This is a genomic window from Enterococcus pingfangensis (genome assembly GCF_005405205.1).
GTDB lineage: Bacteria > Bacillota > Bacilli > Lactobacillales > Enterococcaceae > Enterococcus_A > Enterococcus_A pingfangensis.
On sequence record NZ_BJDP01000005.1, the window covers coordinates 17,117 to 29,335 of the forward strand.

The window sequence follows — 12,219 nt, forward strand, 5'->3', positions numbered from 1 at the left end:
CATAAAATGACAGCTCAAAAATGCCTGAATGGTCACTTAAGATAGTTAAAAATCACGATTGTTATTTTTGCTTATACTTTTTACTCTGACCTTAACGATTTACCCGTCAAAACTTGCTAATTGCAATAAAAAATCCAGCCAATAATTTTTTTACTGTACCGATGAAATGATTCGAACAACTCAAAAAGGGGTTGTGACAAAAAATCTTGTCATACCCCCTTTTTTTCGAACAAACAGTGAGAAGCAGCTTCTTCGTAAATTAGCCGAAATTTCACAAAAATTGGAGAATCCATTTTCGGTAATTTCTTTTTATTTCTTGAAGCTGCCCACTTCTGTCACAACCTCTTCGAACCAACAAACTTGATTTGATTTTTATGTAAGATTTGGTGCAGCTGCAGACATCGTTTCAATTCCGACACTGATCCGCAAAGCCGCATCTACTTCTGCCATCAGACAATTGTCTAAGTGACAGACTTTTTCTTTCAAACGAGTTTTATCGATCGTACGAATTTGCTCCAATAAAATGACCGAATCCCGCTCGATCCCAGTACCATTTGATTTGATTCCAATATGTGTTGGTAATTTAGGTTTCGCCATTTTTGCTGTGATTGCGGCGATGATGATTGTTGGACTAAAATGATTGCCTAAATTATTTTGGATTACCAACACCGGGCGAATCCCTCCTTGTTCAGAACCAATAACTGGCGATAAATCTGCGAAATAGATATCACCGCGCTTAACCATACTATTCTCCTTACCCCTTTTTAAGTAGCCGTTTTCCTAATGAAAAATGACCCCGCTGTAGATGAATTTTCCAAACACTTTTTACCCTTGTTAAATTATATCTTACTTCGCTTTATTCTTGATAAATTCTTGGTACCCGTTCCGAAAGCATACAACAAACTTCATAATGGATCGTCCCAAGATGATCCGCTACGTCTTGCATCGTGATTTCTTGATCCTTACTTTTACCGATCAAAGTCACTTTTGTTCCGACTTTAAATTCCCGCGGCAGTCGAATCATCAATTGATCCATGCAAACACGGCCGACGATCTCGCAAAATTCACCTTCTACTAATAACGAAAAACCTTGCATCTTTCGTAGCCAGCCGTCTGCATAACCGATTGGAACAGTGCCGATCCATTCCTTTTTAGATGTATCATATGTTTTTCCATAGCCAACACCTTCGCCAGCAGGCAGTTCTTTGACTTGGATCAATTCAGAAACTAATTCCATCGCCGGCTTTAATGGATACGTTTCAGTCAATTCATGACCAGACGGATTCAACCCGTACATCCCGACTCCATAGCGGATCATATTCCCCGGCATTTCTTCAGCGTGCCACAAAGCGGTCGCGCTGTTGCTGGAATGCACATACCGCGGCAAGTGATCAAGTGCAGCGATCACTGTGTTGAAACGATCTGCTTGTTTATGCCAATAGGTCGTGTCTTGTTCATCTGCCGTTGCAAAATGAGTAAACAAACCTTCCCAAAGCAGATTTGGCGAAGCTTCGATGATCTCGACTGCCTCTTTGACTGCTGCGGATGTTTGAAACCCGAGCCGTCCCATCCCTGTATCGGCTTTGATGTGAATCTTTATCGGCGTAGTCGTTTTAGTTAAATCTTTTAATACTTCTTGCGCTTCGATCAGCCACTCTTTTGTTGCTACTGTAATCGATAGATCATAGTCGACAACTAATGATAAATAACTTGGAAAAACAACACTCAATACTAAAATCGGTTCAGTGATACCGGCTTCACGCAATTCGATTGCTTCGTCTAAAGTCGCGACACAAAAACCAGTCGCGCCGGCAGCTAAGGCTTGCTGTGCTGTGGCTACTGCACCATGCCCATAACCATTGGCTTTGACTACTGCAAATAATTCTACCGCTTCTGGTAAACGCGCCACCTCATTTTTAATATTTTCGCTCATTGCTTTCCTATGTATGATAGCTCTCGTTGGTCGATGATAGGTTACAACCATAAACTAAGTGTCCTTCTTTCTATTCCTCCAGCAATACTTGCGCAATTGCTAGTTCCTCTGTGTGAGTCAAGCTGACAAAAACTTTTCCCTGGTGAGGTGATTTTGTAAAGGCGGGGGCACCATTGTCATTTCGTAAAATCTCTAAATCTTGAAAGCTGACTTTTCCGATGCCGGTTCCCCAGGCTTTAGAAAAAGCTTCTTTGCATGCATACCGTCCTGCTAAAAATTCTACCTGACGATGCGGAGAATGACTAGCAAAAAGGGTCTGTTCTGCTGGAGTTAATATTCGTTCGACAAAATGCGGTCGTCGTTCAATAATTTTTGCGACTCGTTTCAGCTCCGTCGCGTCGATCCCGATTCCTTTGATCATGCTCTCAACCCTTTCCGCAACATCTTTATTTTACCAAAGACTTATTTAAATGCTATGTTTTTTTAAAAGAATTCTTCCAAAAAATCTCTCTACCCATACAAAAAGCCATCAATCAAAAAGATCGATGGCTTTGCTGATAAATTAATCGTTCGAGTTCGTACGGATCACAAAACCGCGTTTTTTATCATTGCTGCGGTTTGTGTTTTTGTTGTTAGTGTGTTGTTTGCTTCCGCCGTAGTTTTTATTTTTGTTGGTGCTGCTGTTGCGGTCACGATCTTTACGATAGTTGTCTTTGCCACGGCCGCCGCCACGGTTGTTGTTGCCACCGCTGCGATTGTTGCCGCCTCCGCGTTTGCCGCCGTTACCACGATTGAAGCCACCTTTTTTATTTGAAGGCAATGGACGTTCTGGCGTGATTTTTACGGGTACTGAATCAGCAGGATCTTTTGCAGTCGTCTTCAACAGCATCGCTGCTAATTCTTCCGGCGAATAAGTTGCTAATAATTCTTTTGCTGATTCGGTGTATTTTTCTAGGCTATCGGAATTTTCTTCCATTTGGCTTTGGATTTGTTCCATCGCTGCGCCTAATTGCCCTTTGAATGCTTCTTTTTCGGTTGGTGGACGCAGTGGTTCCATCCGTTTCTTCGTCAAGTTTTCAATGACATGCAAGTAGCCCATTTCATTTGGTGTAACGAATGTAACGGACATCCCGCCTTTACCCGCACGACCCGTCCGACCGATCCGGTGAACGTAGCTCTCTGGATCTTGTGGAATATCGTAGTTATACACGTGGGTAACACCTGAGATATCTAATCCGCGAGCGGCAACGTCTGTCGCTACTAAGATGTCAAGATCTCCGCGTTTGAATGAACGCAAAACGCTCATTCGTTTTTGTTGTGACAAATCACCATGGATTCCTTCAGCTTTATAACCGCGAGCTTCAAGTCCGCGAGCCAATTCGTCTACACGACGTTTAGTACGACCAAAGACGATCGCCAAGTCTGGTGTTTGCACATCAAACAAACGAGTCATGATATCGAATTTTTCATAATCTTTTCCGCGAACATAATATTGATCGATCAAATCAGCTGTCATTGCTTTAGTCTTGATTTTCACGTGTTCGGGATTGTTCATAAATTTAACGCCAATTTTTTTGATTGCATCAGGCATTGTAGCTGAGAACAACAATGTTTGGCGTTCTGCAGGGACTTTACTGATAATTTTTTCGATATCTTCTAAAAAGCCCATGTTCAACATTTCGTCTGCTTCATCTAAGACTAATGTTTCCACTGTTTCTAGTTTCAACGTGTGACGATTGATATGGTCGAGCATCCGACCGGGTGTTCCAACAACGATATGTGGACGATCTTTCAGTCCGCGAATTTGGCGACCGATATCGGCACCGCCGTAAACAGCTTGAACGCGAACTTTTTTGTCGCGGCCTAAACGATACAATTCTTCTTGTGTTTGGATCGCAAGTTCACGAGTTGGTGAGATGACTAATCCTTGTAACGCATTGTTCGTTGTGTCGATCTTGTCTAACATCGGCAACCCAAAAGCTGCGGTTTTACCGGTACCTGTTTGTGCTTGTCCAATAACATCTCTTCCATCTAAAGCTAAAGGAATTGTTTGTGCTTGGATCGGTGTCGCTTCTTCAAAACCTGCGCGTTCAACCGCGAGCAATAGTTCTGGTGATAATTTTAGTTCTTTGAATTTCAAATGATATCCTCCTAATGTCTGTTGACCTTATCATTTAGAGCGTATGGTCTGGTATCTGCGTTTGGTCTGCAACTGTCCCTTAGTTGCCGTCCTTAGCGATACTACCGAAAAACCGCTCCGCGAAGTCAGGCGGAAGGATCATCTCTCACAAAAAGTGGTTGAGACATCGTTCAATTGAAAAATGCCCCAACCGCTTCTCAAAAATAATTGGTAAGCCAGCGAACTATTCGCTAGCGAATCTTTAATTTATTGGATGACTCATTCAATCATTACTTCATTTCTCGGCAATGGCTCATTCTAGCACATCATTTCATTTTCTGCAACTTTTCACTACTTCTGTAAAAACTCAACAACTTCTAATAAGCCCATTCCATTGCTGCCCTTTAAAACAACGCTGTCGTCTGCTTGCAAACTATTTTTTACAGTTTCCATCATTTGCTGTTTTTCTGCTTTATTGAAATAGTGAACGGCTAATGTCGGGTAACGATCTGCCAAAGCGACTTTCAATCCCTTCATGTCTTCACCATATAAAAAGATCTCTTGAAAATCTTGCTCATTGATATGATTTACCATGCTGGTGTGTAATGAAAAAGAATCTGCGCCTAACTCTAACATATCTGCTAAGACTGCTAACCGACGTCCTTCTGTCGGTAATTTTGCAAATGTATCCAATACTAACCCCATCGCTGTTGGGTTGGCATTGTAAACATCACTCAAAATATCCGCGCCGTTCGCCGCTTTCAACCACTGTGTCCGATTTTGAGTAACTTGCACATACGCCAAGCCTTGGAAGATCTCGTCATTGCTCAACTCAAACCAGCGGCCGATTGCCATTGCGATCAATGCATTTTGAACATTGTAGCTGCCTGGCAAAGGAATTTGATAACCGTTGTCTTCTACAGAAAAAACAGTCGCGCCTTTGCTTTCATTCAAGATCGTAGCAGACAGTTCGCCGCTTTGGATGCCGACTGTTTTGACTGTTTGCGATAATGACCGCGTGCGTTCTGCTAATAATGGTTCATCTGCTGGAATGATCAACAGACCATCTGCTGCCAGTCCAGTTGTGATCTCCATTTTGGCATCCGCGATTTTTTCTCGCGAGCCTAAGTTTTCGATATGGGCTTCCCCAACGATCGTGATCGCGGCAACATCCGGTTCAGCTAATTCGGATAATACACTGATTTCACCGGCATGATCCATGCCCATTTCTAAAATCAATTTTTCGGTTCCTTCCGGCATATGCAAGATCGTGTAAGGCAAGCCGATATCATTATTGTAATTGCCTTGGGTTTTATAAGTTCGGAATTTTTGATTAAGAACCGCTTCCGTCATATCTTTGGTCGTAGTCTTACCATTTGAGCCCGTGATCGCGATCACATCTGGATTTTCTTCCAACAAATAATAGCTCGCTAACGCTTGAAAAGCCAACAACGTATCTTTGACTAAGATCACTGCGATTCCTTCAGGCGCCGTTTCAGCAGCTTGGCTCCAAAGTGTTGCCGTTGCGCCATTTTCGATCGCTTTTGCTACAAAATCATGGCCGTCATTTGTCCCTTGCAACGGGATGAACAAATCGCCTGCTTCAATTTTTCGTGAATCGAATTCGACACCAGTAACGGTCACCTCATTTTCCGTCAATACTTCACCTTGAACGGCCTTGCCGATGATTGTCGTTGTAAAATTCATGGTGTTCCTCCCATTTTTTGGTTTCTGACTTTAAAAAGACCACGCAAACGCGCGAATTTTTAATCAAGCAGTCAGCTTGTTTGATCCATTAAAAGAAACTTGAGGCATCATTCATCCAGAATCATGTCTCAAGTCCTGTGATTAAGCTGTCTGATTATTCAAAAGCAGCTTGCTGTTCGTAACGTTTCAGTCCTAATTGAATCAATTCTTCAATCAAGTCGCCGTACTTCAGCCCCATGTTTTCCCATAATAATGGGTACATACTGAATTCTGTAAAGCCAGGCATTGTATTTAATTCATTCAAGAATAATTCGTTTTTGTTAGTCAAGAAAAAGTCGCAGCGGCTGAGTCCTGATCCGCCTAACATCGTATATGCTAGTTTCGCAAAATCACGCGCTTTTTGCATGACGTCTTCCGGTACTTCTGCTGGTATCGCCATTTGAATCGTGTTGTCGATATACTTGGCATTGTAATCGTAAAAAGCGACTTCTTTTACAACTTCGCCAGGCAGCGTCGTCCGTACATCATCGTTGCCTAACACAGCAACTTCGATCTCACGCGCGTCGATTCCTTGTTCTACCAGTGCCCGCGAATCATAACGATACGCTTCTTGCAGTGCATTTTGTAATTCTTCGCGATTTTCTGCTCGGGTGATGCCGACACTTGAGCCCATGTTGGCTGGTTTGACAAACATTGGGTATAACAAAGTTCCTTCGCATTTATCGAAAATTTGTTTTGGATTTTCTTTCCATTGATTTCTCAATACCGGCACATAAGGGACTTGCGGAATTCCAGCAGCTTGCAAAATATATTTAGTCATGATCTTATCCATCGCGCAAGCACTAGTCATCACACCGGCACCAACATACGGCATATCCAATGTTTCTAAGAATCCTTGGATTGTTCCATCTTCGCCGTTAGGACCATGTAAAACTGGGAAAACAATCGCGTTGTCTTCTTTGATATCGCCAGGAGCAATGACCTTGCCGCTGAATCCTTCGACTTCATGACCGGCTGTATCCCAAGTCAAACGCAATACTTCGTCTGTTTCTGGTGCTTCCGTTAATAATGGGCCTTGGACCCATTGACCGGTTTTATCGATATAAATAAGTTGTACTTGATAATAGTCAAAATAAACCGCAGAAATAACTGAAAAGGCCGACAAAATCGCAACATCATGTTCTGGACTTTTCCCACCATAAAGTAAAATAATTTTCAAATGAATATCCTCCGTTACTTTCTAATCCTTAATATTTTAGCACAAAAATCAAAATCCCCAAAAAGAAATTTCACAAGTATTACAAAGCTTATCATTTTGATTACATTAAAGACCGTCGAATCAGACTTTCTAAAACTTCTTTAAAATGCTCGCGGTCGTCGTTTGTGAAGGGTTTAGGGCCTTTTGTGCGCTGCTTGGCTTGCCGCATCTTGCTACCGATAAAGCGCTGAGTCAATAACGCGTCGATATTCATTTGAGTATATTCCAGCCCGCTCTGATGTAAAACATGCGCCGCTTTGGCTAATGTCAAAGATGCCAATCCATAGTCTTGCGTGACTAAAATATCTTCTGGCTGAATAACTGATACGATTCTAAAATCAGCCGAATCTGAACCGGGATCGACATAAATAAATGTCACAAAATCGGGGTATTCTTTTTTTGAATAATGATCGATACTCGTGACGATCACTACTGGCAGTTTATATTTTCCAGCGACGGCGATCGTCGTATCTTTTACTGGCGAACCATCACCATCAATGATCAAACGCATATGTTTATCAACCTCTCCACTTAACCAAGTCTCACTTCCTTGTTTGAGACTTTTTCTCTCTTCATTGTTGCAAGGATCTCAACAGGTTGCAAGCGATACTGGCAAAAAATTTAAGCATTTGTTAGTTGTGGTCAATCAATTGGTTAGCGAAAACTTCCTGAATTGTTCGGCGAAAAAAATTTTATTGTAGCCAATGCGATTCTGTTTTTCTAATAAGGAATCAGCGTGACTGCTTGGCGAAATTCTTCAATCAAGTGCTGCTCTTTATACGCGGCAAATTCTGCTTGGTGTTTTTTTAGCAAACTGCGCATCTTCATAGGAAGATACACTTCTGCCAGTTGATTCGCTAAAACAAAATCTCGTGTGATTTTCCATTCATAATAATAACCTAACGGCCGACAGCTGTAGATCGTGTCGTGAAATGTTTGATCTTCAAAACGGCGATGTGTATGCCCAAAGACAACTTGCCGAATATTGGGGTATTGATCCAATAATTCTCCTAACGCTTGTGAACCTAAAAAAGCATTTAATTTGTTCCAGACTTGGTAGCTACCGCTTTGACGAATCACAAATTCTGTTTTAGGAACAAAATGTGTCGCTAAGATCACTTGATAATTTTTACGCGCCAAATCATCTAACACTTCACGCAGTTGCCGCAAGATCACTTGATTGACTGTCTGATCATCCGAAAAACGCTCAATGATCCGATCAAACCAATAAATATTTTTGATTGAACGGTTCTTCTGCGGATCTTTCGATTCAGAAAAACTATAATCATACCAGCCGTTAAAACCTAGCAAAACCGTACGCGGATTCAGCGGCAAGTAACGCAGATTTAAAAAATGACTGTCTGGATAATGTTCGATCATCTGCTCACCTTTGAGCCTACCCATCTCATGATTGCCTAGATTAAACGTTGTCGGTAAGCCGCGACGACGGAAAAATTGATTGACCGCCAATGTTTGCGTGATCTGATTGGCCGTATCGCCCGCAAAATGCAGACGGGTCGCCTGTTGTTCGTTCAGCACACTAAGAAGCATTTCCAACTCTTGTTCGTTGAAATGATTGATATCTGCATGTAAATCTGTCATCACAGCTAAATTTCCCATTTTAACCGTCTCCTTCTCGTTTACTGTACACAAATCGTTGGAATAATGCGAATCAAATGCTGATCTGACGGCAAGGATTTTTACAGATGTGCTATACTTAATTAACAGATATTTAAGGAGGGAACTTTGATGGTCACTTATCAAAATTTGCAAACCGATTTATTGCAAGCGCTTGATTTACACATCGATATCTTAAAAGAAGTCGATGATATTGAAAAAGAAGAACTGCCGGGATTTTTATTCATGATGCGCAGTTTAGGCTTTATGCTCGATCGTGCACCGTTGGTTTTAGCCAGCAGCGACGACGAGGAAATGTACTACATGATGTTCCAATATTATTGTCTCTTGAAAGAATTAAAATTTAATCTGGCAATGAGCTTCCCGCATGCTAAGATCCAAGGCGAGCCGTTAATGGAGACCGTCGATCGTTTCCCAAATGATCACGAAAAAGAAATGAAAGTTTGGTGGGAAGAAAAAACGGGATTGATTGTCGAAGAAACAAAACAGACGATCGAACTAGCGGAGTAATTTATCCGAAACGCAAGAGCTTGAATGAATCAGGAGGCGATCGAATGCGTATCGCTGTATATTGCGGAGCGCATCTCGGGACTGACCCAGCCTATCAAAAAGCCGCGCAAGAATTGGGCGGCTGGATTGCCGAACAGAATTACGAGCTCGTCTACGGCGGCAGTAAACTGGGTTTGATGGGAACAGTCGCAGACAGTGTGCTGACTAATGGCGGGACAGTGATCGGGATCATGCCGCGCTTTTTGTACGACGAGGAACGTGTCCATCCTAAATTGACGCGTTTGATCACTGTAAACGATTTAGACGAACGCAAAAAAACTATGATGCGGCTGGCAGATGTTTGTCTTGCTCTGCCTGGCGGTGTCGGTACATTAGAAGAGATCAGTGAAGCCTATTCATGGCTGCGGGTCGGACAAACGGCGAACCCTTGCATCTTTTTTGATGTAAAAAATTATTATGATTTATTGCAAACTTTTTTTGATCAGATGGTCGAACAAGCCTTTTTATCAAAAAAAGATCGGCAGCTCGTTTTGTTTTCCAACTCTTTGATTGAAATCGATGCCTTCATCCATACGCACAACCAAAAATGACCTGTGCCAAAAGCACGGGTCATTTTTTTAAGATTATTCCAGAAGTGGACAGCTTTAAGAAATAAGAAAGGATTTTCGAAATTACTGCTTGAACTTTTGTGAAATTTCAGCTTATTTCCTAAAGAAGCGACTAGAACACTTTTTTAGATATTCATTTCAGGATATAAAAAGCGCAAGACATCCGTCGTCAAACGGCGGCTTTTGCCAATATATGGATAGATGTGCATATGCATCATCGGATTGAAATTTGCTTCGATGATTCCATAATCGGCGGCTGTTTCATAAGGTTTATCTTTATCCGGGATGATCAAATCGATCCCGCTGATGCTGGCTCCTAAAACAGCGACTGCCTCGATTGCTAATTGTTTGTAGCTTTCATCCATCTCATCAGTCACATCGATCGAATCGCCGCCGGTTGAGACATTTGAATTTTCCCGCAAGAAGACTTGCTGATCTTTTTCAGGAATGCTGTCGATCCGCAGTCCTTGTTCTTTCAGCATCAATTGTTCCAGCTCGCCTAATTGAATTTTTTCCAACGGCGACCGGTGATTGATCCCCCGCAACGGACTTGCATTTTTTTCAGCGACCAGTTCTTCGATCGTTCGTTTTCCATCGCCGGTAACATTGGCAGGTGTCCGTAATAAAACTGACTTCACTTGGTGATCGATTACAAAGAAACGATACTCCGTTCCTGCCAAAAATTCTTCAATGATCACTTCATCATCTTCAGCAAAGGCGATCGCTAAGCCAGCATTGTAATCGGCAAGTGCGGTTTCGCCTTTAAAGATCGTGATCCCTAAACCGTAATTCGTCGTTTTTGGTTTAATGACAAACGCATTTTGGGCAAAACGTGGATAGGCTTTTTGTGCTTCCGCTATCGAAGCGAATGTTTCGCCTTGCGGAACATGGAAACCGGCCCGCGCCAATACGATTTTAGTCACTGTTTTATTCGCCATCAACAAAGGTGCGATGTACGTATCTTTACTGGTCATATTCCCATTTTTAACTAATTCTTGATGATCTTTATGCTGTAATTTTACAAATTGATCTTGCCGATCCAATACTTCGGTTTCAATACCTTTTTGGATCGCGTCAAACAACAAGTTCTGCGTGGACAATTCCATTTCTTGGAAACCAGCCAATTGATAAGGACGTGCCCAAGCTTGTTCATAAAACTGCTGCCCCAGTTCCAGCGCAACTGTCGCCTGTCCCTTAGCTTCATCTAAAGCTAAGATTCTAGCTGCCAACGTTTCTTCCGGATGATCCAACCAACGTTGATATTTCTTCAATAAGTCGGCACCCGTCAATTCCAACTCATCGAGCATTTGCAGCATCTCTGCAAAAATGGCATGGCCTTCTGCTGAATATGCAGACTTCTCTGTCGGCCGTTCTAATGAAACAGCATCACTGATACGATTGCCTTCAGCTACCCATTCATCGGCTGCTAACTTTTCTTCGGTCCACAACAAATAAAGCATGAATAAATGTAGAAATTCGATCTCATCTGAGTTGATCCCCACACGTTCAAAAGGATCCAAGTCGATATTTCGCAATTCTATATAACGGATTCCAGTATGGAATAAATCGGCGACTTTTTTCCCGCCGCGCATCCGAATCGGTGCATAAAATTCTTTTTCTTCAGACAAACGCCCTTGTGCAACGTTTTCCGCCAATTCTTCACTATAGCGTGCCAGCGTTTCATAAGAAACTTTTACATCGGGTTTATTTACATACCCGTAGCGGCTCGTTCGAATACTGCGCACCGGTTCTTTCGGGCGGTCAGCGTCATCAAAATAGCGCGCTTCGCTCAGCGGGCTGGCACCAAATAAATAAGTAATCAACCAGCGATACCGTAAAAAATTACGGGCAGTCTTCATATATATCCGAGTCTTGAAGTTTTCCATAGAAGCTTCTTCTGTCTGTGCCAAAAACAATTGCTTGATTAAATCTAAGCCGTATTCAAAATTGAAATGAATTCCGCTCACCATTTGTTTTCGCTTGCCGTACTCCCGTGCTAAGTAGCGCCGATACAAAACATCCGCGTGATTTTCTAATTTTGCAATCTGGATGTCTTCTTCTTTTTCAGGCAGTGCTGGCGGCATCGAAAATGGCCACATCATTTCATCTTTCGGCATGCTTCGTTGAGCTACATCGTGGATTGCTTCTAAACTTGCTAACACTTCAGCCACTGATTCAGTAACTGGTGTGATCAATTCTAATTGTGTTTCAGAAAAGTCAGTCTGGATGTAAGGGTGGAAGCTCCGACTTCCTACCGAAGCTGGATGATCGGTCCGTACTAGATTGCCTTCCAGTGAAACTCTTTGACTTTCCTTTTCAATTCCATAGCGTGCTTGCAGCAAAAAAGGTTTGACCTTTTCTTGTACCATCATATTTTTTGTATTCATTTGTCCATAGCCTCCCATGCTACATTATATAGAAGAACCTCCAGAAACAGAACGGAAAT

11 protein-coding genes are annotated in these 12,219 nt (G+C 42.3%); 2 read left to right on the plus strand and 9 right to left on the minus strand.

The window, feature by feature from the left end; translation table 11 throughout:
- Positions 1 to 372 precede the first annotated feature (372 nt).
- From FFM63_RS03035 to FFM63_RS03070, 8 genes are all read right to left on the minus strand, one after another.
- A complete protein-coding gene (locus FFM63_RS03035) occupies positions 373 to 744 on the minus strand; it encodes a type II toxin-antitoxin system PemK/MazF family toxin (protein WP_137608874.1) in 372 nt (123 codons plus the stop codon).
- Positions 745 to 856: 112 nt separating this feature from the next.
- A complete protein-coding gene (gene alr, locus FFM63_RS03040) occupies positions 857 to 1,984 on the minus strand; it encodes an alanine racemase (protein ID WP_137608875.1) in 1,128 nt (375 codons plus the stop codon).
- Between the two features lie 19 nt (positions 1,985 to 2,003).
- The gene (gene acpS, locus FFM63_RS03045) at positions 2,004 to 2,354 is read right to left on the minus strand and encodes a holo-ACP synthase (RefSeq protein ID WP_137608876.1); all 351 of its coding nucleotides are present in this window, start codon (positions 2,352 to 2,354) and stop codon (positions 2,004 to 2,006) included.
- Positions 2,355 to 2,495: 141 nt separating this feature from the next.
- Entirely contained in the window at positions 2,496 to 4,073 is a 1,578-nt protein-coding gene (gene cshA / locus FFM63_RS03050; protein ID WP_137608877.1) for a degradosome RNA helicase CshA, read from the minus strand.
- 330 nt (positions 4,074 to 4,403) lie between these two features.
- Positions 4,404 to 5,759 (minus strand): UDP-N-acetylmuramoyl-tripeptide--D-alanyl-D-alanine ligase, encoded by a 1,356-nt coding sequence (locus FFM63_RS03055; protein ID WP_137608878.1) that lies wholly within the window; start codon positions 5,757 to 5,759, stop codon positions 4,404 to 4,406.
- Positions 5,760 to 5,913: 154 nt separating this feature from the next.
- Positions 5,914 to 6,978, minus strand: coding sequence for a D-alanine--D-alanine ligase (locus FFM63_RS03060; RefSeq protein ID WP_137608879.1), 1,065 nt, complete (start codon positions 6,976 to 6,978; stop codon positions 5,914 to 5,916).
- Between the two features lie 100 nt (positions 6,979 to 7,078).
- The gene (locus tag FFM63_RS03065; protein ID WP_137608880.1) at positions 7,079 to 7,528 is read right to left on the minus strand and encodes a YaiI/YqxD family protein; all 450 of its coding nucleotides are present in this window, start codon (positions 7,526 to 7,528) and stop codon (positions 7,079 to 7,081) included.
- Between the two features lie 209 nt (positions 7,529 to 7,737).
- Positions 7,738 to 8,637: a metallophosphoesterase gene (locus FFM63_RS03070; protein ID WP_137608881.1), complete on the minus strand. Its 900-nt coding sequence runs from the start codon at positions 8,635 to 8,637 to the stop codon at positions 7,738 to 7,740.
- A 129-nt stretch (positions 8,638 to 8,766) separates the two neighbouring features.
- On the opposite strand from FFM63_RS03070, the gene FFM63_RS03075 reads away from it, so the two are divergent.
- Positions 8,767 to 9,165: a hypothetical protein gene (locus FFM63_RS03075; RefSeq protein WP_137608882.1), complete on the plus strand. Its 399-nt coding sequence runs from the start codon at positions 8,767 to 8,769 to the stop codon at positions 9,163 to 9,165.
- A 44-nt stretch (positions 9,166 to 9,209) separates the two neighbouring features.
- Positions 9,210 to 9,755: an LOG family protein gene (locus FFM63_RS03080; RefSeq protein ID WP_137608883.1), complete on the plus strand. Its 546-nt coding sequence runs from the start codon at positions 9,210 to 9,212 to the stop codon at positions 9,753 to 9,755.
- A gap of 143 nt (positions 9,756 to 9,898) precedes the next feature.
- Here FFM63_RS03080 and gshAB read toward each other — a convergent pair whose 3' ends face one another.
- Entirely contained in the window at positions 9,899 to 12,160 is a 2,262-nt protein-coding gene (gene gshAB, locus FFM63_RS03085; RefSeq protein ID WP_137608884.1) for a bifunctional glutamate--cysteine ligase GshA/glutathione synthetase GshB, read from the minus strand.
- Between the last annotated feature and the right edge of the window lie 59 nt (positions 12,161 to 12,219).

What these genes read in the sequence shown, in the direction of transcription:
- FFM63_RS03080 (WP_137608883.1), top strand. Translation starts at nt 9,210, where the DNA reads ATGCGTATCGCTGTATATTGCGGAGCGCATCTCGGGACTGACCCAGCC.
- FFM63_RS03065 (WP_137608880.1), bottom strand. Translation starts at nt 7,528, where the DNA reads ATGCGTTTGATCATTGATGGTGATGGTTCGCCAGTAAAAGATACGACG.
- FFM63_RS03055 (WP_137608878.1), bottom strand. Translation starts at nt 5,759, where the DNA reads ATGAATTTTACAACGACAATCATCGGCAAGGCCGTTCAAGGTGAAGTA.
- alr (WP_137608875.1), bottom strand. Translation starts at nt 1,984, where the DNA reads ATGGTTGTAACCTATCATCGACCAACGAGAGCTATCATACATAGGAAA.
- acpS (WP_137608876.1), bottom strand. Translation starts at nt 2,354, where the DNA reads ATGATCAAAGGAATCGGGATCGACGCGACGGAGCTGAAACGAGTCGCA.
- FFM63_RS03075 (WP_137608882.1), top strand. Translation starts at nt 8,767, where the DNA reads ATGGTCACTTATCAAAATTTGCAAACCGATTTATTGCAAGCGCTTGAT.
- gshAB (WP_137608884.1), bottom strand. Translation starts at nt 12,160, where the DNA reads ATGAATACAAAAAATATGATGGTACAAGAAAAGGTCAAACCTTTTTTG.
- FFM63_RS03035 (WP_137608874.1), bottom strand. Translation starts at nt 744, where the DNA reads ATGGTTAAGCGCGGTGATATCTATTTCGCAGATTTATCGCCAGTTATT.
- FFM63_RS03070 (WP_137608881.1), bottom strand. Translation starts at nt 8,637, where the DNA reads ATGGGAAATTTAGCTGTGATGACAGATTTACATGCAGATATCAATCAT.